Raw genomic sequence first — 22,056 nt, forward strand, 5'->3', positions numbered from 1 at the left:
TCGGGCCCTCATTCTTACACGTCGATCCGTCGCAGGCCATGGGGGACAGAATCATTTCCGGTCAAAGCGGTCCTTCCACTCCTGCCAATCCCAGTGCGCCAGAAACTTCTCTCCGGCCATTCGGCCCGACGAGATGAGATCGAGTTTGTCGGCCGTCGTCAAAGCGAAGTCCGTACTGCTGTGGCCGGTCGTGTCGACGAACACCGTCCTTTCGGTCACCGAAGGGTCGTCGATGTGCCGCCGGTCGTGCGCGTTGATCATCGTTGACAACAGGGACTTCGCGTATTGGAAGGTCGTCGCGTTGGGCCGCCATTCCGCGGCCGCCGTCCGCCGGGCCGAGAGCATGACGCCGAAGGTCGGCCACCGTGCTGGCAGCGCATCCTTGCGGTCGAAGACGTCGACGGGGAAGTTCGAGAGCAGTCCGCCGTCGGCACCGAGCACGGAGTCTCCACCGGCCACATTCGGCCGGGCGGGCAGAGCCCGCGGACGGAAGAAGAACGGGCTGGCCGCCGAGGCGCACACCGCCTCGGCGACGGACTGACTGTCCGCATCGACGCCGAGGGCCTCTTCGTAGTCCCAGGGGAGGCGGAGCATGCGGCCGCGGGAGACGTCGGAGACGATGACGACGAGACGATACGATCGCTCCGGCGGAATTGCGCTTCCGGGATCGTCGAGCTTGAGGTCACCCCATGTGCGCACCCCCTGATCAGCCAAAGCCGTGGCGAGGAAATCGTGGAGCGTCTGTCCCACATACATCCCCTTGTGCAGCAGCAGTCCCTGCACCCGCCCCAACCAGGGGACGAGGCGGAAGGCAGCAGAAAGGTCCTCGAACTCGGTGAAATCCTGTTCGAGGACCTTCTGCCGCAGAGTCTGCGGGCCGATGCCCGCCGCGGTGAGCGCACCGACGATGGCCCCGGCCGAGGTGCCGGCGATCCGGTGGAAGTCGAAGCCGCTGTCGGCGAGAGCTTCGACCGCGCCGACCAGGCCCGGCAGCTTTGCACCGCCGCCCTCGAGAACGAGATCGGTCGTCGTCATGGCGGCTCCTTTCCTTCGCACCCCGATTCCATTGTGGACCAGCGCCGAGGATGTGCCGCCTAGTGACGTGCGACGGTGACCGGCACGTCTCCCTCTGGTGACCGGTGCGTCCGGTTCGGACCGGTGCGACCGGTGAAGTGGTCCATCGTCTGGTTGACGCCGAGGAAGTCCATGACCTTGTCGAAAGCGCGGGTCGGCAGGAGGCGGGCACCCGGAACCAGGCGGACGAGTGAGGGCATGACCAGCTGCTCACGACCGGATTCGACGGAGTCGAGGACCCGCGTGGCCACATCGTTCTCTTCGAGGATCGGGAGCAGGCGGGGGAATTTCGTCTGCACTCCCTTGAACATGCCCGTATTGATATAGAAGGGGCACACGGCAAGCGTATTGACCCGGCTGCCGTCGGCGCGCAGCTCTCCGCGCAGTGACTCGGTGAAGCCCACCGCCGCCCATTTGCTCGCCGAGTAGTCGGTCTGTCGAGCGACTCCGGTCAGGCCGGCAGCGCTGGCGATGGTGACCACCGAACCGCGGTCGCGTTCGATCATTCCGGGTAGGAAGGCCTGGGTCGTCCAGTACAGGGCGAAGGTGTTGACGTCGTAGAGGCGACGGATCGCCGCTTCCTCCATGTCGAGAAGCTTCTTGCCGGAGACGATGCCGGCGCAGTTGACGAGGATGTCGATCTGACCGGTCTGCTCGGCCATGGCGGCAACCTGGTCGGCATCACCGACATTGAGGGTGAAGGATCGGGCCCTGGTTCCAGCGGCCTCCACCTCGGCGCGCACCGCGTCCCCGCGTTCGTCCGAGAGGTCCCAGATGATGACCTCGGCTGCGCCGCGGGCCGCCGCGTCCAGAGCCATGAGTCTGCCGATTCCGCTTCCGGCCCCTGTGATGAGGATGCGGTTGCCGGCGATCTTCGTTCCACGCGTCATGTCTATGCGTCCTTGCAGTTAGGCTTCAGTGCTGTTCCTCGCGAGCAGAAACCGCCCAAGCGGACCTCACGAGATGTTACTCAACAGTACATCAGTGTGCCGTGGGTCACGCAAGGGCGGGTTCGAAAATCGCCCGTCGGCCGGGGGATCAGCTCTCCTTCATGCCCTTCTGGATGAGGTCCATCACCGAGGAGTCCGCGAGAGTCGTGACATCGCCGACCTCGCGATTCTCGGCCACGTCCTTGAGCAGCCGCCGCATGATCTTGCCCGACCGGGTCTTCGGCAGATCGGGCACGATCATGATCGAACGGGGAGTCGCGATCGGACCGATCGAGGAGCGCACATGAGACCGCAGATCGTTCACGACATCGTCCCCGCCGTCGTCTGCACTCTCCCTCAGGATGACGAATGCCTCGATCGCCTGGCCAGTCATCTCGTCTTTCGCACCGACCACGGCCGCCTCGGCGACCTTCGGATGAGCGACGAGGGCGGACTCGATCTCCGCGGTCGACATCCGGTGCCCGGAGACGTTGAGGACGTCGTCGACGCGGCCGAGGACCCAGAAATCACCGTCGCGGTCGATCTTCGCACCGTCCCCGGCGAAGTACACCTCCGGGTACTGCGACCAGTAGGTCTTCTTGAACCGTTCCTCATCGCCCCATAGGGTGCGCAGCATCGACGGCCACGGCTCCTTGATGACGAGGTAGCCGCCGTTTCCGGGTTCGACGGAATTGCCCTCATCGTCGTAGACGTCGGCGACGATGCCGGGCAGCGGACGCATCGCCGAACCCGGCTTCGTCTCGGTCACGCCCGGCAGAGGGCTGATGAGGATGCTGCCGTTCTCCGTCTGCCACCAGGTGTCGACGACAGGGCAGCGGTTCCCGCCGATGTGCTCGCGGTACCACATCCACGCTTCGGGATTGATCGGCTCACCGACGCTGCCGAGCAGACGCAGGCTGGACAGGTCGTACTGAGCGGGGATGTCGCGGCCCCATTTCATGAACGACCGGATCGCCGTGGGTGCGCAGTAGAGGATGGAGACCTTGTACTTCTGCACGACCTCCCACCACCGGCCCCGGTGCGGGGTGTCCGGTGTTCCCTCATAGAGCACCGAGGTGGCCCCATTGGCCAGCGGACCGTAGACGATGTACGAATGGCCGGTCACCCAGCCGATGTCTGCGGCCGTCCAGTAGACGTCCGTCTCGGGTTTGATGTCGAAGACCGCCCAATGGGTGAAGGAAGCGCCGACGAGGTAGCCGCCGGTGGTGTGCATGATGCCCTTGGGCTTTCCGGTCGTTCCCGAGGAGTACATGATGTAGAGCGGATGTTCGGAATCGAAGGCGTCTGGAGTGTGCGTCTCCGGCTGCCGATCGACGACCTCGTGCCACCACAGATCACGGTCGCCGTTCCAGTCCACGTCCTGGCCGGTACGGCGGACGACGAGGACATTGCGCACCTCGGGGCAGTCCTCCATCGCCTCATCGACGACGGATTTGAGACCCGAGGGCTTGCCCTTGCGATAGCCGCCGTCTGCGGTGATGACGAACTCGACTCCGCAGTCCTTGACGCGGTCGGCGATCGCCGAGGCGGAGAAGCCGCCGAAGATGACGGTGTGCGGGGCACCGAGGCGGGCGCAGGCGAGCATGGCGAACACCGTCTCCGGGATCATCGGCATGTAGATGGCGACGCGGTCGCCGGTCTTGACCCCGAGTTCGGCGAGGGCATTCGCGGCCTTCGAGACCTCGCGCAGAAGATCGGAGTACGTGATGGTGCGGGTGTCTCCGGATTCGCCTTCGAAGTAGTAGGCCACGCGATCGCCGAGGCCGTTCTCGACATGGCGGTCGACGCAGTTGTATGCGGCATTGAGCCGTCCGCCCACGAACCACTTCGCAAAGGGCCTGTCCGACCAGTCGAGGACCGTGTTGAAGGGAGTCTCCCAGCTGATGCGCTGTGCCTGCTCCTCCCAATAGCCGATGCGGTCGGCGGCCGCCTTCTCGTATTCGACAGCCTGGGCATTGGCTGCGGCGGCGAAGTCCGCTGGGGGTGGGAAAGCCCTGTCCTCGTGGCTGAGTTCCTGAATCGTCGGATCGTTCGTCATCGTGCTCTCCTTTCACCCCGCACCACCACGACGTGGGCGGGTCATCGAACTCACCTTCAACCTACTCCAGTTGATTCGGATTTCAAGAGGTGCCCGCAGATGCGAAGAAGCCCCGCTTCCCAGTCCAGGACTGGGAAGCGGGGCTTCCGCGTGGTGGCTCCGACCGGCGTCGATCCGGTGACCTTTCGATTTTCAGTCGAACGCTCTACCAACTGAGCTACAGAGCCGAGTCGCCGACATACTGAAGAAGTATGTCGAGAGAAACAAAGGCTCTTCCGAAGAAGAGCCTTATGCTCCGCGACCCTGACGGGACTCGAACCCGCGACCTCCGCCGTGACAGGGCGGCGCGCTAACCAACTGCGCCACAGGGCCTTGCTGTTGTGATGGAAGACCTTACGATCTTACACCGTACCCCCAACGGGATTCGAACCCGTGTCGCCGCCGTGAAAGGGCGGTGTCCTAGGCCTCTAGACGATGGGGGCCCAGGTTGTCCTCGGATTCCCCGTGGGCAACGACGTTAAGCTTATCCCACCCGATTCGAGGAATGCAAAACGAAAAGGAGTGTCCTCGGTCACACGACGGAAACGGTGCTTGTCGACGTTTCGCAGGGCCGCCTTGGCGAGGGGATCGGAGTCGCTAGAGTGGGAGGCATGGAGGCCCTGAGTGATGAGGAGTTCGACGCGATCCTCGGCGAAGCCCTGGATCTGCTGCCCGCCGGGGTGACCGAACAGCTGGACAATGTCGCCCTGTTCGTCGAGGATCGGCCGGAGAACGGTGATCGACACCTGCTCGGCCTCTATGAGGGCACGCCGATCGGGGAGCGGGGAGTCGCCGGGTTCGAGGTGCCCGACAATATCTTCATCTATCGTGACAACCTCATCGACTTCGCCGAGGATGTCGATCACCTGCGCGAGGAGATCGTCGTCACCATCGTTCATGAGATCGCCCATTTCTATGGGCTCGATGACGATCGGCTCCACGAACTCGGGTGGGGGTGAGCGTCTCCGGCCGAAGGGGTTGACGGGCTTACCGACGAGTCACTTGACGTCACGGGAATTGGCGTCCGCAAGCCTACTTCGCCTATTGTGGGCGGGTACCTATCAGCACCGATACAACATTCCGTCCGTATCGATGCGGGGACACGGAGCCGTGAAAGCTGCGCCTCCTGGCCCCGCTGACCTGCGGGCAGGAGGCACTACCCCCTTATGACAGTTGCATCCAAGACTTCCAGCGCGGCGACCCCGGCCGTGCGAGTACTCAATCTGGCAGGCATCGACTACAGCCTGCGCAGCTTCGACCACGACCCCGCCACCCGCCGTTACGGTTCGGAGGCCGCCGACAAACTCGGCGTCAGCTCCGACCAGGTGTTCAAGACCCTGATGATCCAGGTCGACGGGCAGCCCGTGACCGCGCTCGTCCCCGTCTCTGGTCAGCTCGACCTCAAGGCCCTGGCCTCCGCGCGCGGAGCGAAGAAGGCCCAGCTGTCCGGCGTAGCCGAAACCGAACGTCGTACCGGCTACCCCGTCGGCGGAGTCTCTCCGTTCGGACAGCGCCATGCCGTGCCGGTCGTCGTCGACCGCACAGCTCTCGACCATTCGACAGTGTTCGTCTCGGCCGGCCGTCGCGGTCTCGAGATCGAGATCCGCCCCGAGGATCTCGTCATGCTCACGAACGCCCAGGTCGCGAAGATCGCCGCGCTCGACTGATCAGCTCTCGCTGATCGGAACGTCGATCCCCGGCCTCACACCCATTCGACCTCACCGATCTCGGGCTCTGCCCGACCGGCGGTGAGGTCGGCGTACATCGCCACGGCGTCGGCCACCTCGGCGAGGGGAACCAGGACATCGAGTCCGACCTCACCGCCGTAGTCGGCCCGCGTCGTCCACCCCCGGTTCCCGGCCGCCCGCTCCAGGGCGTTGGCCTGGGCATAGTCGACGTGTGCGGACACAGGGACACGCTCACGACGGGTGACGATCCTCGCCTCATCCACGGCCGCCGAGGTGGCCTGACCGTAAGCGCGCACGAGCCCGCCCGCGCCCAACAGGGTGCCCCCGAAATACCGGGTGACGACGGCGACGACGAAGGTCAGATCATGACCGGTGACGACATCGAGGATCGGAGCGCCCGCAGTGCCGGCCGGTTCCCCGTCATCGCTGAAGCGCTGAGTGCGCGAATCGGTGTCGAGGACGAACGCCGAACAATGGTGGCGGGCCTTCGGATGCTCGGCGCGCGCCTCGGCGATGACGGACCTGGCCTCGGCCTCATCCGCGGCGGGGGAGAGGCGGGCGAGGAAACGGGATCTCTTGATCTCGATCTCGGCCTCGACGGGGCTGACGATGGTCCGGTAAGACATGCTCGTCACTGTAGTCGAATGTGTTCTACGATGAGCCCACGGGCGCGGATTCCGCGCTCATCCTCGGTACTTCAGTGAAAGGGTGACAATGGTGCACCAACCAGGCGAGATCGACCTCGCAGCGCTCAAGGACGAATCCGCCCGAGCCCGTGAACTCGACCGCGCGCACGTCTTCCACTCGTGGTCGGCACAGCGACTCATCGACCCGCCGACCGTCGCCCGCGCCCACGGGTCGACAGTCATCGATGGTGAGGGTCGGGAGTTCCTCGACTTCTCCTCGCAGCTGGTGAACACGAACATCGGGCACCAGCATCCTGCCGTCGTACAGGCGATCAAGGACCAAGCCGATGTGCTGTGCACGATCAGCCCGGCCACCGTCAACGCCGCCCGCTCCGAGGCGGCTCGCCTCATCACCGACCGCACCCCGGCCGGGCTCGACCACGTGTTCTTCACCAACGGCGGCGCGGATGCGAACGAACACGCCATCCGCATGTCACGTCTGCACACCGGCCGGACGAAGGTGCTCTCCCGCTACCGGTCCTACCATGGTGGAACCCAGACTGCCGTCAACGTCACCGGTGACCCGCGCCGGTGGGAGAACGAGACCGGAGAATCGGGCGTCGTCCACTTCTTCGGACCCTTCCTCTACCGTTCGGAGTTCCACGCCACCACGGAGGCTGAAGAGACCGAACGGGCGCTGCAGCACCTGCGTCGGACCATTGAGCTGGAGGGACCGGCGACGATCGCCGCGATCATCCTCGAATCCATTCCCGGAACCGCCGGCATCATGGTGCCCAGTCCGGAGTACATGCAGGGTGTGCGGGCGCTGTGCGACGAGCACGGGATCGTGCTCATCGCCGACGAGGTGATGGCCGGGTTCGGACGGTCGGGCAAGTGGTTCGCCTTCGAGCACTTCGACATCGTCCCCGATCTCATCACCTTCGCCAAGGGCGTGAACTCCGGGTACGTGCCGTTGGGCGGAGTCGTCATCAGCGAGGCGATCTTCGAGACCTTCGCCGAACGCGTCTACCCCGGCGGGCTGACCTACTCCGGGCATCCGCTGGCGTGCGCGGCGGCGGTCGCGACGATCAACGCGATGGCCGACGAAGGCATGATCGAACACGCCTCTCATATCGGAGAGACGATCATCGGACCCCGACTGCGGCAGATCGCGGAGAACTCGAAGCACGTCGGCGAGGTCCGCGGCACCGGAGCGTTCTGGGCGATCGAACTCGTCTGGGACAAGGAGTCCAAGGAGCCGCTGGCCCCTTACGGTGGCGGCTCACCCGAGGTCGCCTCGGTGGTGGCGGCGCTGAAGGAACACGGCGTCATCCCGTTCAACAACTACCACCGGCTGCACGTGGTCCCGCCGATCAACATCAGCGAAGAGGACCTCGAGCGCGGCCTCGGAGTCTTCGAGAAGGTCCTCTCCGACTTAGACTTCCCCCTCTAGTTACTACCTGACGGCTGTGAGTCTTGGTAGTGGCTGGTCTGGGACCGGCTGGCAGAGTAGGTGCTGGCCTCTCCATCCCGTGGTCGTGACTCAACCTGGCGGTGACCCACCCCCTTTTGGTGGTGTCTTCGGGCCGATTTGTCCGATCACATGGGTGGTGCGGCCGGCACCGACTCGGCCCACCTCGGTAACTTGATCAGAAGGTTGTCCGCCCCTTGCCGGGGGCGTGACTCATCACAGTGTTGTTCCGAAGTGACCTCATCCCGGACCGGTACCGGCCGCAAGCGGCCGCACAACCTATCGGTCAAACAGGGAGCTTCGAACCGCTATGTCCATTGTCGCGCACTTATACAACTTCTTCATCGGCGTCGATACACACGCCAGAAAACACGTCTACACGATCATCACCAACACCGGCATCCTCGTGGCTACCGGCAGCTTCCCGACGTCGAGGGCCGGCATCAAACGGGCCCTGGCATGGGCCGGCCGGTGGACGAAAGGTGACCTCGACACCCTGTGGGTCGTGGAAGGAACAGCCTCCTATGGTGCGGTGCTGACCGGTCATATCGCCGCTACCGAATACCCCGTGGTCGAAGCTGGACGTATGGATGCCAAAGCCCGGTACGGCGTGGGTAAGAGCGATGAGCTCGACTCCTACCGGATCGCGAAATCCGTGCTGGCGCTACACGCCGACCAGCTGCGGTGGCCACGCCAAGGCGAAGGCGTCCGCCAGGGCCTGCGCGTGCTGTTGGCAGCCCGGGACGCGATGACCACCGAACGTACCCGGATGATCAACTCCCTGACCGCGTTGGTGCGCACTGTCGATCTGGGAATTGATGCCCGTAACTCGTTGACCGATACCCAGTTCGTCGAGATCGCGAAATGGCGGGACAGGAAGGAAGACATCGGCCTGGCCACGTCCCGGGACGAAGCGGTCCGTTTAGCTAAACGCGTCCTCGATCTTGACGACGATCTGCAGGACAACCATGACAAGCTCGCTGAACTTGTTGAGGCCAGTCCGGCGTCAGTCTTGCTGGCCGAACCCGGGATCGGTACGTTCACTGCCGCGGTGTTCTTCACCGCCTGGTCGCATCCGGGACGAGTCCGTAACGCGGCTGCGTTCGCAGCCCTGGCAGGGGCGAATCCGATCCCTGCTTCGTCGGGCAACACGCAACGACACCGGTTGAACAGGGGTGGGGATCGGCAGTTGAACCGGGCCTTGCACACGGTGATCACGAACCGGATGATCCACGATGAGCGGACCAGGGATTATGTTGCCCAGCGCTTTGGTGAGGACCCGACGAAGAAGTCGAAGAGGGAACTCAAGCGCAAGCTCAAATGGTATCTAGCGCGTCGAGTTTTCAAGATTCTCAACGGGCTAGAAACAATTCCCACGCCGGCTTGACAGACATAGAAGGATCGGCCCAGCAACCTCGCGCGAGGTTGCTGGGCCGCCGTCAGGTAGTAACTAGAGGGTTTGGTGGGTGTAGTTGCCGCCGAGGATTGTCGCGCGGACCGGGATTGCTGCGATCTCGTCGGGGGCCACGTCCCGCGGGTGGGTTTCCAGGGCGACGAAGTCGGCGAGCTTGCCTCGGCTCAGCGTTCCCTTGTCCGCGCCCTGGCCCGAGGCCTTCGCCGCCTCGACCGTGTAGGCCGCGATCGCCTCATCGACGCTTAGGGCTTCGGCCGCCGAACCCATGACGTCCCCGTCGCGGGTCTTCCGGGTGACATAGGCTTCGATTCCACGCAGCACATTCCCGTCGGCACACGGTCGATCCGAGCTGCCGGCCATCGGCACACCCGCATCGACGAACGACTTCGCCCGGTAGATCAGGTGCCGGCGGTCCGGCCCGAGCGAAGCGTTCATCCCGTCCCCGATGCCGTCAGCGAACGCCGCCTGCGGGGTGACGACGATACCGTGCTCGGCCAGCGTCACCAGGTGCTCGTCATGGACCAATGCGGCATGCTCGATCCGGTTCGGCACCGCCCGACGGCCATAGCGCTTCTGCGCCTCGACGATGTTGGCGATCGCAGCATCCACGGCGGCATCACCGATGGCGTGCACGGCCAACGACCAGCCGGAGGCATAGGTGTCGAGGATCTGCTGACGCAGCACCTCGGCGTCGTCCTGCAGATAGCCGGGGTGGTCCTTGCCCGCGTAGTTCTCCCGCAGCGCCGCGGTCTCGCCGGACAGGGCACCGTCCATGAAGAACTTCACGGGCCCGATCGAGATGAGATCATCGCCGAGGCCGGTCCGCAGTCCCGCATCCAGACCGATGCCGAACCCGTCGGCGGAGTTCGCCGCGATCGGGTGCAGCCCGTCGGCCTGGGGCATGAGCTGCGCTCGCGCCCGCAGCTTCCCCTCCTCCCGAGCCCGCAGATAGCCGCTGATCTCAATGGGGGAGTGGCCGATCCAGCCGTAGGCGATACCGCATTCGCCGAAGGACGTGATTCCTTCCTTCGCGTAGTACGCCGTCGCCAGATCGAGGGCGTCGACGACGGTGTCGAGCGAATACGGGCGGATGAGATCCTGCACCAGAGTCTGCGCGGTCTCTTCGATCAGCCCCGTCGGATGTCCGGCCGCGTCACGCACGACCTTGCCGCCGACCGGTTCCTCGAAGCCGGGGTCCAGAATCCCCGCCCGACGCATCGCCTCGGTGTTGGCGATCGCGGCATGACCGGACGTCTGCCGCATGAACAGGGGGCGGTCCCCGGTGATCTCGTCAAGACGGTTCAGGTCCGGATACTGCCCGTCGTAGTCACGGTGGGCATACCCCGTGGCTTCGATCCATTCCCCGGACGGAGTCGTCGCCGCGGCTTTCTCGAGTGCGGCATACACATCGGGCAGACCGCCGGGCAGCGCCGTGACATCGACCGAGGCCAGGGTGAGACCGAACCAGGTCGTGTGGCAGTGGACGTCGTTGAAGCCCGGCAGCACCGTCGCCCCGCCCAGGGACTCGACACGATCGGCATCGATGCCGTCGAGCTCCTCGTCGAAGCCGATGATCCGGTTGCCCCACACCCCGATCCTCTGCGCCCGCGGGCGCGTCGGATCAAGGGTGAATGCGTCGAGGTCGGTGAAGATCGCGTCGATTCTCATACGGTCACCTTAGCCAGATTCGCCCGCCGTCGCCGCGAGAGTTCACGGCAGCCGCGCGCCCCGCACGGACGGATCCGTGATGCAGTGGACGAGCGAGAGCCCCTTGTGTGCCAGCGCCCGCTCGAACGCGTCGCGGAAGTCCTCGGTCCGCTCGACGCGGATGCCGAGCCCGCCGAATGCCGTGGCCATGGCTGCGAAGTCCGGGTTCTGCAGGGCCGTGGCCGTGGCCCGGCCCGGATATTCGCGGTCCTGATGACCGCGGATCGTGCCGTAGACCGAATTGTCGTTGAGCACGACGGTGATGTCCGCGCCGTACTGTACGGCCGTGGCCATCTCCTGCCCGTTCATGAGGAAATCCCCGTCGCCGGCGATGCAGAACACCGCCCGTTTCGGATGGACGAGGGCGGCGGCGACCGCGGCAGGCAGACCGAATCCCATCGATCCGTTGCGCGGGCCCAGCGCCGAGGGGAACCCGTGCGTGGGCAGGAACCTGGTCGCCCACCCGGAGAAGTTCCCCGCCCCGTAGGTGATGATCGCGTCGTCCGGCAGCAGGTCCTGCACGTGGACGAATGCTTCGTCCATGTCGACGAACCCCGCCGAGGCTGCCGACCCCGAACCTGCCACCTGCGGTTTCCGCCACGCCTCGAGTTCGGTCCTGGCCTCGGCGACCCAACCCGGCAGCGGCACGGCGTCCCCCGCCGCTTCGGACAGGGCATCGCCGAGCGGCGGTTCGTCGATCGAGCCGTCGGAGGACACCGAATACGTGCGGGTGCCCTCCTCGGTGAACAGGGATTGGGCGAACCGGCCGACCGAGGTGACGATGTGCTGGTCGAGGCGACCGAAGTGGCCGTGCGCATCGGCGTCGGGGCCGATGACGACGGTGCGCTGGTCGACGCCGTTGCTGAACCCGTCGGTGGCCACATCGGTACGGACACAGCCCAAGAAGATGTGCAGGTCCGCCTCGGCGAGGACCCTCTTCGCGACGGGGGACGCACCGTAGCCCAAGATGCCGAGGAAGTTCGGACTGTCGTGGTCGATGCCGTCATAGGCGCGGAAGGTGCCGAGCACCCCGAGGCCGCGGTCGCGTGACCATTGGGCGATGCGCCGCGAGGTCGACGGCGACCAGTCCTCGCCGCCGATGATGAGCACGGGACGGTCGGCGGCGGTGATGCGGGCACGCAGCTCCGTGACGTCCCCGGCATACGGTGAGGCCGATCCGTGCACGCGTGGGGGCAGCACCGTTCCCGAACTCGGGCGGACGAGGACCTCTTCGGGCAGACCGACGATGACGGGACCGGGCCGCCCGGTCACGGCGGTGTGCATGGCGTCGACGACCACCTCGGCGGCCTTATCGGGATCATCGAGGGTGAGCACCTTCTTCGCGGTCGAAGAGAACCAGCCGTCCAGGTCGAACTCCTGGAAGGATTCGCGGCCGCGATGATCGGTGGGGATGAGGCCGACGAAGACGACGAGCGGGGTCGCATCCTGGTACGCGGTGTGGACGCCGACCTTGACGTTCGCCGCACCGGGACCACGCGTGACCATGGCGATTCCAGGCACTCCGGTCATCCGCCCCTCGGCGACGGCCATGTATGCGGCCCCGCCCTCTTGGCGGCAGACGATCGGGCTGATAGCCGAATCGCGGAGTCCGTCGATGACGTCGAGATACGACTCGCCGGGAACCAGATAAGTGCGAGTGACTCCGTGTGCTTCGAGTTCCTCGACGATGAGATGACCTGCAGAAAGAGACGCGGAGGTGTCCATACCCCATGCTTATCATCATTTCTCCTCCTGTGGTTGTCTCAACTGCCCACCACCCTGCCCATTCGAAACTGTGAGGTCGTATGATCGTGCAACAACGGAATCAGTACGGTCCGCCGACTGAGCCCGTGAGCAGGAATTCCACACCGGACCGGGGTGGGGACTGAGACGGACAGCCAGGAGGCTCTCGCATGACCGGAATCGACTCCGACCAGGCAACGGCGCAGGAGTTTGAGCCCACCGACCTCGGCGGCGGCCGCAGGCACGGTCGCGTCGGAGCCCCCTCGACGCCGCGCCGGGCGCAGCTCGAACGTGATCCGGGAATGCCGGCGAGCACGTGGCGGCTGCGTTCGGATGCGTGGGAGTACCTGAAGTTCGCGATCAAACGCCTGGCTGTCAGCGGCGGGGACTTCTCGATGATCGCCGAAGACGGCGAGGTGTGGCGCTCGCTGCGTTCGCTGAAGACGATCGAGCTCTATTGGGCAGGTTTCGGTCAGCGCTATGTCGAGGAGATCACCGACCTGCTCTCGAACGGCGAATTCGACCGCGCGCACGACATGATCACGCGTGCGGTCAATCGGCTCCGGGGCACCACCGTGCCCGACACCGGTGAAGACGACCTCACCGAGGACGAGCGCGCCGAGCTCAAGGACCGCCAGGACACCCGTCCTCGCTTCGAGGTCCTCATCGTCGATGAGACCACCGAGGGCGGCCGCGATGAGCTGCACACGGACCTGCTCAAACTCCGCAACGCCTCCGACCAGTTCATCTATGACTACGTGATCGTGCCCACCGCCGACGATGCGGTGGCGGCGGCCCTGACGAACCCGAACCTGCTCGCCTGCGTCATCCGCCCCGGTTTCACCGACAACACCCGCGAGGTGCTCAGTCGTGACCTGCGCGACTCCATCGAGTTCGCGCACACCTCGACGAAGGAGTCGCCGACGGCGCCGATGAGCCCGCTCAATTCGGTGCGCCGGGTGCTGCGGCTGGCAGACACCCTGGCGAATCTGCGCCCCGAGCTCGACCTCTACCTCATGGCCGGCGCCCATATCGAAAGCCTCGCAGGTGCTCTGACCCACCGGTTCCGTCGCGTCTTCCGCCGCGAGGACCAGTTCGAACTCCACCTGTCCCTGCTGCGCCGCATCCAGCACCTCTACGACACTCCGTTCTTCGACGCGATCCGTGAGCACGCTCGCCGTCCCGCCGGTGTCTTCCACGCACTGCCCGTCTCCCGCGGCGGCTCCGTCGTCGGGTCGAAGTGGATCGGCGACTTCGTCGACTTCTACGGGCTCAACCTGCTGCTCGCCGAATCCAGCGCCACCTCCGGTGAGCTCGATTCCCTGCTCGCGCCGGTGCACACGCTGAAGAAGGCGCAGTCGCTGGCGGCCCGCGCGTACGGCGCCAAGCGCACGTACTTCGTCACGAACGGCACGTCGACGGCGAACAAGATCGTCCACCAGGCAGTCGTCTCACCCGACGAGGTCGTCATGGTCGACCGCAACTGCCACAAGTCTCACCATCATGCGCTCATGCTCACGGGCGCCCGCACCGCCTACCTCGAGGCGTACCCGCTCAACGACGTCGCCTTCTACGGGGCGGTACCGCTGAACAGGATCAAGCAGCTGCTGCTCGACTACCGGGCCGCCGGCCGCCTCGACGAGGTGCGGATGATCACCCTGACCAACTGCACCTTCGACGGAATCGTCTACGACCCCTACAAGGTCATGTCAGAATGCTTGGCGATCAAGCCCGACCTCGTCTTCCTCTGGGACGAAGCCTGGTTCGCCTTCGCCCGGTTCCACCCGGTCACCCGCAAGCGCACCGCAATGGTCGCCGCGGAGACCCTCGAGGAGAACCTCGCCACCAACGCCCATGCCGCGGCGTACCGGGATCAGCAGAAGCGCCTGTTCGATCCCGAGACCGGTGCCCCCGCCCCCGATTCGGTGTGGCTGGAGGAAGACCTGCTGCCGCCGCCGGACGCCACGATCCGCGTGTACGCGACCCAATCAACGCACAAGACGCTGACCGCGCTGCGCCAGGGGTCGATGATCCACGTCTACGATCAGGAATTCTCCACCGGCGCCGAGGAGGCCTTCCACGAGGCGTATATGACCCACACCTCGACGTCGCCGAACTACCAGATCCTCGCGTCCCTCGACCTCGGTCGCAGGCAGGTGGAGATGGAAGGGTTCGCACTCGTGCAGAAGCAGCTCGACCTGGCGATGAGCCTGTCCTCGGCGATCGCGCGTCACCCGCTGCTGAAGAAGACGTTCAAGGTGCTCACCGCCGCCGATCTCATCCCCGAGGAGTACCGGGTCACCGAACGGACGATGCCGCTGCGCGATGGGCTGTCGACGATGTGGGATGCCTGGGTCCGCGACGAATTCGTCGTCGATCCCAGCCGCATCACCGTCGAGATTTCGGGCACGGGAGTCGACGGGGACACGTTCAAGCACGAACACCTCATGGACCGCTACGGCATCCAGGTGAATAAGACGAGCCGGAATACGGTGCTGTTCATGACGAACATCGGCACCTCACGCTCGGCCGTCGCCTACCTCATCGAGGTGCTGGTCAAACTGGCCGGGAAGTTCAACGACCCGCACGAACTCCAGGAACAGGATGCGCTGACCGAACCCGCCGCGGTGATGCCCCCGCTGCCGGACTTCTCGGCCTTCGCCCCCGACTACGCGGCCGAGGTGCCCGCCGACGACCCGTCGAAGCAGCTGCCCGACGGCGACCTGCGCACCGCCTACTATGCGGGTCTGCGTCGCCAGAACATCGAACACGTGCTGCCGCATGAGCTGCGACGCCGCGTCGAGAACGGGGAACAGCCGGTCTCGGCCGGATTCGTCACTCCGTATCCGCCCGGATTCCCGGTGCTCGTGCCCGGACAGGTCATCACCGCCGAGGTGCTCGACTTCATGTCCGCGCTCGACACCCGTGAGATCCACGGCTATGACACCCGTCAGGGCTACCGCGTCATCCTCAAAGAGGTCCTGGAGAGCTGAGCGAGATCGGCCGTGCAGACCATCCGTCTCATCCAGACCGTCGAAGCCCACACCGAGGGGCTGCCTGTCCGCGTCGTCACCGGGGGAGTGGGACCATTCCCCGGTGAGTCCATGGCCGAACGCCGGGAGTGGTTCATCGAGAACTCCGACGATCTGCGGACCTTTCTCATGTGTGAACCCCGCGGCCACGGGTGGCTCTCGGGAGCGATCCTGCAGCCGCCGACTCGTGCCGACGCGGACTGGGGAGTGCTCTTCATCGAGGTCACCGGCGTGCTCCCGATGTGCGGCGCCGGCACGATCGCAGTGGCGACCATCCTCGTCGAGACGGGCATGGTGCCCGTCGTCGAACCCGTCACGACCGTGCGTCTCGACGCCCCGATCGGGCTCATCACCGCCGAGGTGGTCGTCCGGGAAGGTCGCGCCGAGTCGGTGACCATCGTCAACGTTCCCTCGTATGCGCATGTCCTCGACCAGACCGTCGAGGTGCCCGGGCGAGGGACGATCGCCTGCGATATCGGCTTCGGCGGGAACTTCTACGCCTTCGTCTCCGCCGCCGACGTCGACATCCCGTTCGAGCGCGACCGGGCTGAGGACTTCATCTCCGCTGGTCGCGAGATCATGGCTGCGGTCAACGAACAGCTCGACCCCGTGCATCCGGTGACCGGATTCCGCGGCTGCGAGCACGTCGTGTTCCTGACGCCGCCGACGGGGCCCGGGCCCGACGGCGAAATCCCGGATGCCCGCCATGTGCTCATCAATTATCCCGGCTGGCTCGATCGGTCGCCCGGCGGCACAGGCACGAGCGCGCTCATGGCCGTCCGGCATGCCCGTGGGCAGTTGGGCCTGAACACGGATTTCGTCAATCAGTGCTTCATCGGCACCTCGTTCACCGGACGGCTGATCGAGGAGACGAGAGTCGGCGAACATGTGGCTGTGGTGCCGACGATCACCGGCAGCGCCTGGCTGACCGCGACCTCGCAGTTCATGCTCGACCCCAGCGACCCATTCCCCGCCGGCTTGACGCTCTGAGCCTGCGGCCCGCGCCTAGCCCAGCTGGCCGGGGTGGAGGACGCGGGAGAGGAAGTCCTTCGTCCGCTGCTCCTGCGGATTGCCGATGACGTCCTTGGCCGGTCCAGCCTCCACGACGACTCCGCCGTCCATGAAGACCACGCGGTCAGCGACCTGCCGGGCGAACTCCATCTCGTGGGTGACGACGACCATCGTCATTCCGGCCTCGGCGAGGTTGCGCATGACCTGGAGGACGTCACCGACGGTCTCCGGGTCCAGCGCCGAAGTCGGCTCGTCGAAGAGCATGACGTCGGGGTCCATGCTCAGTGCACGGGCGATCGCCACACGCTGCTGCTGACCGCCGGAGAGCGAACCGGGCTTGGCCTCCATCTTCTCGGACAGCCCGACCTTCGCGAGGTTCGCCTCGGCGACCTTGTTGGCCTCGGCCTTCGATCGCTTGAGCACCTTCGTCTGTGCGATCGTGAGGTTCTCGCGCACGGTGAGGTGGGCGAAGAGGTTGAAAGACTGGAAGACCATGCCGATGCGGGTGCGGGCGGCATCGATGTCGAGATCGAGGTCGGTCATGTCCATGCCATCGACGACGATGGACCCTCCGGTGGGAGTCTCGAGCGTGTTGATGCATCGGAGCATCGTCGACTTGCCCGAGCCCGAGGGGCCGATGACGCAGACGACCTCACCTTTGTCGACGTCGAGGTTGATGTCGGTGAGGACCTGGTTCGTGCCGAAGCTCTTCTGGAGGTTGCGGATCGCGATGATCGGCGTCATTGTCGACGCGTGCGAGGTGGTGGTCATCATTTCACTCCTGAATCGGCGGAACCGTATTTGCGCTCGAGCACCCGCGACAGATACGACAGCGGGATCGTGATGATGAGGTAGCACAGCGCGATGACGATGAACGGGGTGAGGTTCGCGGTGTTGACGATCTCGGCGCGGCCGAGTGCCGCGAGCTCACGGCCGTCGACCGAGGAGCCGAGGATGTAGGCCAGGGACGAGTCCTTCGCGAGCAGGATGAGCTCGTTCGTCAGCGGCGGGAGGATGATGCGCATCGCCTGCGGCAGGACGATCGTGAACATCGCACGTGACGAGGACATGCCGAGTGACCGGGCGGCTTCGATCTGACCTTTCGGCACCGCCTGGATGCCGGCGCGGATCGTCTCGGCCATATACGCCGAGGAGACGAGGCCGAGGGCGATCATGATGATGATGAGCTGCGGCAGATTGAAACCGGGAAAGGCCACAGGCATGCCGAATCCCAAAACGAGGAAGACGACGAGGGCCGGCAGTCCGCGGAAGAACTCGATGTAGATCGTCGCCAGCCAGCGATAGACACCAACGGAGGACAGGCGCATGAGCGCGACGAACAACGCGATGACAAGGCCGAGGGCGAAGCCGAGGAACGTGTAGACCACGGTGTTCTTCAAGGCCATCGTGATGACGTCAGGGAACATGCCCGTGGCGATGTCGATGCGGCCGAAGGAATCGATGAGCGTCGGCCAGTCGGCGAAGACCGCGACGAGGACCGCGATGACGACGAGGATGGCGTATTGGATGCCACGGGAGAGCTTCGCCTTCTGGCGTTTGCTCATCTTGGCCTTCGGAGTGGCGGTGGCGGCCGGGACGGCAGGGCCGGTCTGGCGGCCGTCCTCGCTCGCTGTGGGAACTGACATGGTTGTCCTTCGAAAAGCTGTGGCGGGGGTGTCCGCCGGGGTGCGTGCCGTGAGTGTCGGTTGGGACTCAGGCAGGTTGGTAGAACTCAGCCGAACGGGCGGCCCGCTGCAATGACAGATCGCAGCCGGCCGCCCATTCGCAAGTGGTCACTTCGGTGCGTCGCCGAACCACTTCTTGTAGATCTTGTCGTACTCGCCGTTGCCCTTGATCTCTTTGATCGTGTCGTCCACGGCCTTCTTCATCTCGGTGTTGCCCTTCTTCATCGAGATGCCGTAGTGCTCGTCGGTCTTGATGTCGAAGCCGACCGCGAAGCCCTTGTTCTCGGTGTTGTAGTTGTAGAGCACCCCGTTGTCATTGATCACGGCGTCGACCTGACCGGTCTTGAGCGCTTCAAGTGAGAGCGGCAGATCCTCATAGGTGATGACCTCGGAGTCCTTGAAGTGCTCGGTCGCGTAGTCGAGGCCCGTGGTTCCGGCCTGAGCTGCGATCTTGAAGCCCTTGAGCGCCTTTTCGTCCTTCGCGGTCTTGTCGGCCTTTGTCAGGATCGCCTGGTTTGCATCGAAGTACGGTTCGGAGAAGTCCGTGGCCTCTTCGCGTTCAGGAGTGATCGTCGTTGCCGCTGCCGCGACATCGCACTTGCTTTGGTTGAACTCCGCGCCCGAAGTGATCGTCTCGAACGAGGTGTTGATGATCTCCTGCTCGACGCCGAGCTTCTTCGCCACGGCATCGACGATGTCGACGTCGAAGCCGACGACCTCGCCGTCCTTCTCGAACTGGAACGGCTGGTAGGACAGATGGGTGCAGGTGGTCAGTTTGCCTTCCTTGACCAGGGGGACTCCGCCTTCGGCGGTCGCTGCAGGTTCGGAATCGCCTCCGCCGCCGCAGGCGGACAGGGCGAGCATGGCGCCGGCTGCCACAATGGCCAGGCTCGAGCGTCGTTTCATGGTTCCTCCAGGGGATCGGTGACGGTCTCGTCACGCAAACGGATTGCCCGGACATCCGTGTCTGGGCAATGTCTGAGAGGAATCCTACCGTGAACTGGGTCACACCTATGACGCTTTGATGATCGCCGAGGCGGTTGTGACGAAATCGTAGTCTTGCCGCCTTCGCGGTTGGCTGACCTGCGATGCCGGTGAGTTGTGGTCACAGAGCCGAGGCCCGACCGCCGAAAACGGCGATCGGGCCTCGGATGAGTGACCAGGTTCGGACGGAGGCTCAGCTCAGCTGATCCTCCATATCGAGGTCAGAGGTGTCCTTGGCCAGCCACAGGGCGATGATCGTGACGATGGCCGCGGCGATGATGTAGAGACCGCAGTAGAAGATCGACCCTCCTTCGTGCTGCCACAGAGCGACCATGGCGAATGGTGCGGGACCGGCCCCGATGACGCTGGACATGTTGTAGGAGATCGCCGAACCGGTGTAGCGGACATTGGCGGGGAAGAGCTCGGGCAGGTATGCGGCCATCGGACCGAAGGTCAGCCCCATGAGGATGAAGCCGACGATGAGGCCGATGATGACTCCCGGGGTGCCGGCGTTGAACAGGGCGTTGACGACGAGTCCGTAGGCGGCGATGAGCACGGTCACGCCCAGCAGCATCTTCCGGCGTCCCAGCTTCTCTGCCAGGGGGCCGGAGACGACGGTGAAGATGCCGAAGAAGACGACTCCGATGATGAGGTAGGTGAGGAATTCGTTCTTCGTGTACCCCAGCCCCGCGACGAAGCCTGCGGGATCGAAGGACTTCCCTGCCGCCCCGGCGGCGGTTTGGGCCTGCTCCGGGGTGGCCGGGGACGTGCCGTAGGTGAGGGTGAACGCGGTCATGAAGTAGAAGATCACGTAGGTCGCGAGCATGATGAACGTGCCCAGGATGAGCGGCTTCCAGCTCGTGGCGAAGACCCGCCCGAGCGGGGCTTTCGAGATCTGCTGCTTCTGAGCGACGAGCTGGAACGCCGGGGTCTCCATGAGCGACATGCGGACATAGAGGCCGACGGCGACGAGCAGGGCCGAGAGCAGGAACGGAATGCGCCAGCCCCAGGCGAGGAACGCCTCGGGGGAGGTCCAGGTGCCGAGGGCGACGAAGAGCAGGTTCGCGATGATGAAGCCGACGGGCGCGCCGAGCTGTGGGAAAGTGCCCCAGATGGCGCGTTTGCCCTTCGGGGCATTCTCGGTGGCCAGCAGCGCCGCGCCCGACCATTCGCCGCCGAGGCCGACGCCCTGGCAGAAGCGCAGAAGAACGAGGAACAGCGGGGCGAGGACGACCCAGCCCGGCGTGCTGGCTGTCGGCAGCAGGCCGATGAGGAAGGTGCCGATGCCCATGATGAGCAGGGAGGCGATGAGCGTCTTCTTCCGGCCGATGCGGTCACCGAAGTGGCCGAAGATGATCGAGCCGAGGGGGCGGGCGACGAAGGCGACGCCGAAGATCGCGAACGAGCTCAGCAGCTGAGTCGTCGACGTCTGGTTGGGGAAGAAGAGGGCCGGGAAGACCAGCGAGGAGGCCGTGGCGTAGGCGTAGAAATCGAAGAATTCGATCGTGGTGCCGACCATCGAGGCGGTCAGGACCTTGCCGCGGGTGTTGTTCTTCCGAGTCGCTGCGATCGCGTCGTCGACCCCGGGCGCCGAGGAGGAATTCTCCGGCTGTGTTTCGGTGGACATGGTGGTGGTGCTCCGCTGTTTCGTGAGTGCAGGCACGGGCGGGTGGTCCGTGCCAATGGAAAAGGCCGTCGGTGCTGTGTCTGGCACAGCGTCGACGGCGACGAACCGAGATTACGCTCGTCTCACAAAACGTGATTTCCGAGTCTCACCAATTGGGATTATTGGGTGGTCGAAGTGTTCTGGACAACTCGGACGGGCGATCAGTCCGCGGTGGTGACCTCGGTGATCGTCACCTTCTCCTTGGGTGCGCCGTCGCCGGCGCCGGAGTCCGTGCCCTTGGCAGCGAGATCCGCGACAGTCTTCGTGCTCTTCTCATCCAACTGTCCGAAAACGGTGTAGTCGGGCGGCAGCGAGCTGTCGTCGTAGACGACGAAGAACTGGGAGCCGTTCGTATCCGGACCGGAGTTCGCCATGGCCAGAGTGCCGGCCGGGTAGGTCTCGGAGCCGTCGAGCTCATCGGCGAACGAGTAGCCTGGGCCGCCCGACCCGGTGCCCGTGGGATCGCCGCACTGGAGGACGAAGATGCCCTCGGTGGTCAGGCGGTGGCATTCGGTGTCGTCGAAGTACTTCTGCGCGGCCAGCGACAGGAAGCTGTTGACGGTGCACGGGGCGCGGTCGGCATCAAGAGTCACCGCGAGGTCCCCGGCGCTCGTCGCGACGGTTGCGTCGACGCTGCCTTTTGCCTGCGGCTTCTCTTCAGGAGCGTCGACTTCCTTCGCGCCCGGCTGCGAGTCAGCAGGGTAGGAGCAGGTTCTCGCAGAGGCCGAGGAGTCCGAGCTTCCGGAGGACTCGCCGGAGTCCCCTTCGGAATCAGACGATCCGCATCCGCTCAGCAGCAGAAGGGCGAGGACGGCAAAGGCCGCGAGGGTCAGCACGAGGGCCGACTTCGGGCGACGGGTCGGTTCATCAGAGTGGCGGGTCAGGGCATGAGAGCGACTGGGCGCGGGGTGATCCATGCGTTCATCGT

At 65.0% G+C, this 22,056-nt stretch carries 17 protein-coding genes and 3 tRNA genes; 6 read left to right on the forward strand and 14 right to left on the reverse strand.

Going from position 1 to position 22,056, the window contains the following annotated elements; translation table 11 throughout:
• Positions 1-51 precede the first annotated feature (51 nt).
• The 6 genes from ACOZ9V_RS04050 to ACOZ9V_RS04075 form a co-directional block, all read right to left on the reverse strand.
• Complete coding sequence (locus tag ACOZ9V_RS04050; protein WP_434593877.1) at positions 52-1,035, reverse strand: patatin-like phospholipase family protein; 984 nt, start codon at positions 1,033-1,035, stop codon at positions 52-54.
• 59 nt (positions 1,036-1,094) lie between these two features.
• Positions 1,095-1,964, reverse strand: coding sequence for an SDR family oxidoreductase (locus ACOZ9V_RS04055; RefSeq protein ID WP_139907048.1), 870 nt, complete (start codon positions 1,962-1,964; stop codon positions 1,095-1,097).
• A 148-nt stretch (positions 1,965-2,112) separates the two neighbouring features.
• Positions 2,113-4,062, reverse strand: a complete 1,950-nt coding sequence (gene acs / locus ACOZ9V_RS04060) for an acetate--CoA ligase (protein WP_434593880.1) — start codon at positions 4,060-4,062, stop codon at positions 2,113-2,115.
• Positions 4,063-4,213: 151 nt separating this feature from the next.
• Positions 4,214-4,289: transfer RNA gene (locus ACOZ9V_RS04065), tRNA-Phe, on the reverse strand.
• A gap of 71 nt (positions 4,290-4,360) precedes the next feature.
• A tRNA-Asp gene (locus tag ACOZ9V_RS04070) sits at positions 4,361-4,434 on the reverse strand.
• Between the two features lie 37 nt (positions 4,435-4,471).
• Positions 4,472-4,544 (reverse strand) — tRNA-Glu (locus ACOZ9V_RS04075).
• 168 nt (positions 4,545-4,712) lie between these two features.
• On the opposite strand from ACOZ9V_RS04075, the gene ACOZ9V_RS04080 reads away from it, so the two are divergent.
• Positions 4,713-5,060, forward strand: coding sequence for a metallopeptidase family protein (locus ACOZ9V_RS04080; RefSeq protein WP_434593883.1), 348 nt, complete (start codon positions 4,713-4,715; stop codon positions 5,058-5,060).
• Positions 5,061-5,267: 207 nt separating this feature from the next.
• Positions 5,268-5,768, forward strand: a complete 501-nt coding sequence (ybaK, locus tag ACOZ9V_RS04085) for a Cys-tRNA(Pro) deacylase (RefSeq protein WP_101546357.1) — start codon at positions 5,268-5,270, stop codon at positions 5,766-5,768.
• Positions 5,769-5,803: 35 nt separating this feature from the next.
• Here the strand turns inward: ybaK and ACOZ9V_RS04090 are convergent, their stop codons facing one another.
• The gene (locus ACOZ9V_RS04090) at positions 5,804-6,415 is read right to left on the reverse strand and encodes a YigZ family protein (protein WP_434593887.1); all 612 of its coding nucleotides are present in this window, start codon (positions 6,413-6,415) and stop codon (positions 5,804-5,806) included.
• 88 nt (positions 6,416-6,503) lie between these two features.
• Here ACOZ9V_RS04090 and ACOZ9V_RS04095 point away from each other — a divergent pair, with 88 nt between their 5' ends.
• Positions 6,504-7,868 (forward strand): aspartate aminotransferase family protein, encoded by a 1,365-nt coding sequence (locus ACOZ9V_RS04095; RefSeq protein WP_434593889.1) that lies wholly within the window; start codon positions 6,504-6,506, stop codon positions 7,866-7,868.
• 328 nt (positions 7,869-8,196) lie between these two features.
• Entirely contained in the window at positions 8,197-9,273 is a 1,077-nt protein-coding gene (locus ACOZ9V_RS04100; protein ID WP_434593892.1) for an IS110 family transposase, read from the forward strand.
• Between the two features lie 63 nt (positions 9,274-9,336).
• On the opposite strand, the gene ACOZ9V_RS04105 is transcribed toward ACOZ9V_RS04100, so the two are convergent.
• Both ACOZ9V_RS04105 and ACOZ9V_RS04110 read right to left on the reverse strand, forming a co-directional pair.
• Positions 9,337-10,968 (reverse strand): amidohydrolase, encoded by a 1,632-nt coding sequence (locus ACOZ9V_RS04105; RefSeq protein ID WP_434593895.1) that lies wholly within the window; start codon positions 10,966-10,968, stop codon positions 9,337-9,339.
• A 42-nt stretch (positions 10,969-11,010) separates the two neighbouring features.
• On the reverse strand, positions 11,011-12,732 hold the full coding sequence (locus ACOZ9V_RS04110) for a thiamine pyrophosphate-dependent enzyme (protein ID WP_434593898.1): 1,722 nt from the start codon (positions 12,730-12,732) through the stop codon (positions 11,011-11,013).
• Between the two features lie 188 nt (positions 12,733-12,920).
• Between ACOZ9V_RS04110 and ACOZ9V_RS04115 the strand changes: the two genes are divergently transcribed.
• Together ACOZ9V_RS04115 and ACOZ9V_RS04120 are read left to right on the forward strand one after the other, a co-directional pair.
• Positions 12,921-15,743 carry an aminotransferase class I/II-fold pyridoxal phosphate-dependent enzyme gene (locus tag ACOZ9V_RS04115; RefSeq protein WP_181271024.1) on the forward strand — a complete coding sequence of 941 codons (2,823 nt, stop codon included), beginning with the start codon at positions 12,921-12,923 and terminating at the stop codon, positions 15,741-15,743.
• A gap of 12 nt (positions 15,744-15,755) precedes the next feature.
• Complete coding sequence (locus ACOZ9V_RS04120) at positions 15,756-16,772, forward strand: proline racemase family protein (protein ID WP_434593901.1); 1,017 nt, start codon at positions 15,756-15,758, stop codon at positions 16,770-16,772.
• Between the two features lie 15 nt (positions 16,773-16,787).
• Here the strand turns inward: ACOZ9V_RS04120 and ACOZ9V_RS04125 are convergent, their stop codons facing one another.
• The 5 genes from ACOZ9V_RS04125 to ACOZ9V_RS04145 all read right to left on the reverse strand — a co-directional run bounded on the left by ACOZ9V_RS04125 (position 16,788) and on the right by ACOZ9V_RS04145 (position 22,045).
• Entirely contained in the window at positions 16,788-17,564 is a 777-nt protein-coding gene (locus ACOZ9V_RS04125) for an amino acid ABC transporter ATP-binding protein (RefSeq protein WP_434593904.1), read from the reverse strand.
• The gene (locus tag ACOZ9V_RS04130) at positions 17,564-18,358 is read right to left on the reverse strand and encodes an amino acid ABC transporter permease (protein WP_139469379.1); all 795 of its coding nucleotides are present in this window, start codon (positions 18,356-18,358) and stop codon (positions 17,564-17,566) included. Before ACOZ9V_RS04130 ends, ACOZ9V_RS04125 begins: the two co-directional genes overlap by 1 nt.
• A gap of 228 nt (positions 18,359-18,586) precedes the next feature.
• A complete protein-coding gene (locus ACOZ9V_RS04135; protein ID WP_180987813.1) occupies positions 18,587-19,384 on the reverse strand; it encodes a transporter substrate-binding domain-containing protein in 798 nt (265 codons plus the stop codon).
• 271 nt (positions 19,385-19,655) lie between these two features.
• On the reverse strand, positions 19,656-21,089 hold the full coding sequence (locus ACOZ9V_RS04140) for an MFS transporter (protein ID WP_434593907.1): 1,434 nt from the start codon (positions 21,087-21,089) through the stop codon (positions 19,656-19,658).
• A gap of 200 nt (positions 21,090-21,289) precedes the next feature.
• Entirely contained in the window at positions 21,290-22,045 is a 756-nt protein-coding gene (locus ACOZ9V_RS04145; protein ID WP_434593910.1) for a peptidylprolyl isomerase, read from the reverse strand.
• Between the last annotated feature and the right edge of the window lie 11 nt (positions 22,046-22,056).

It is taken from the genome of Brevibacterium sp. 1718, from assembly GCF_051131255.1.
In the GTDB taxonomy this organism is placed as follows: Bacteria; Actinomycetota; Actinomycetes; order Actinomycetales; family Brevibacteriaceae; genus Brevibacterium; species Brevibacterium sediminis.

Bases quoted from the DNA above. Each gene is read 5' to 3' on its own strand.
- ACOZ9V_RS04090 (WP_434593887.1), bottom strand. From the start codon at position 6,415: ATGTCTTACCGGACCATCGTCAGCCCCGTCGAGGCCGAGATCGAGATC.
- ACOZ9V_RS04115 (WP_181271024.1), top strand. From the start codon at position 12,921: ATGACCGGAATCGACTCCGACCAGGCAACGGCGCAGGAGTTTGAGCCC.
- ACOZ9V_RS04125 (WP_434593904.1), bottom strand. From the start codon at position 17,564: ATGACCACCACCTCGCACGCGTCGACAATGACGCCGATCATCGCGATC.
- ACOZ9V_RS04080 (WP_434593883.1), top strand. From the start codon at position 4,713: ATGGAGGCCCTGAGTGATGAGGAGTTCGACGCGATCCTCGGCGAAGCC.
- ACOZ9V_RS04050 (WP_434593877.1), bottom strand. From the start codon at position 1,035: ATGACGACGACCGATCTCGTTCTCGAGGGCGGCGGTGCAAAGCTGCCG.
- ACOZ9V_RS04100 (WP_434593892.1), top strand. From the start codon at position 8,197: ATGTCCATTGTCGCGCACTTATACAACTTCTTCATCGGCGTCGATACA.
- ACOZ9V_RS04110 (WP_434593898.1), bottom strand. From the start codon at position 12,732: ATGGACACCTCCGCGTCTCTTTCTGCAGGTCATCTCATCGTCGAGGAA.
- ACOZ9V_RS04130 (WP_139469379.1), bottom strand. From the start codon at position 18,358: ATGAGCAAACGCCAGAAGGCGAAGCTCTCCCGTGGCATCCAATACGCC.
- ACOZ9V_RS04145 (WP_434593910.1), bottom strand. From the start codon at position 22,045: ATGGATCACCCCGCGCCCAGTCGCTCTCATGCCCTGACCCGCCACTCT.
- ACOZ9V_RS04105 (WP_434593895.1), bottom strand. From the start codon at position 10,968: ATGAGAATCGACGCGATCTTCACCGACCTCGACGCATTCACCCTTGAT.
- acs (WP_434593880.1), bottom strand. From the start codon at position 4,062: ATGACGAACGATCCGACGATTCAGGAACTCAGCCACGAGGACAGGGCT.
- ACOZ9V_RS04055 (WP_139907048.1), bottom strand. From the start codon at position 1,964: ATGACGCGTGGAACGAAGATCGCCGGCAACCGCATCCTCATCACAGGG.
- ACOZ9V_RS04140 (WP_434593907.1), bottom strand. From the start codon at position 21,089: ATGTCCACCGAAACACAGCCGGAGAATTCCTCCTCGGCGCCCGGGGTC.
- ybaK (WP_101546357.1), top strand. From the start codon at position 5,268: ATGACAGTTGCATCCAAGACTTCCAGCGCGGCGACCCCGGCCGTGCGA.
- ACOZ9V_RS04135 (WP_180987813.1), bottom strand. From the start codon at position 19,384: ATGAAACGACGCTCGAGCCTGGCCATTGTGGCAGCCGGCGCCATGCTC.
- ACOZ9V_RS04095 (WP_434593889.1), top strand. From the start codon at position 6,504: ATGGTGCACCAACCAGGCGAGATCGACCTCGCAGCGCTCAAGGACGAA.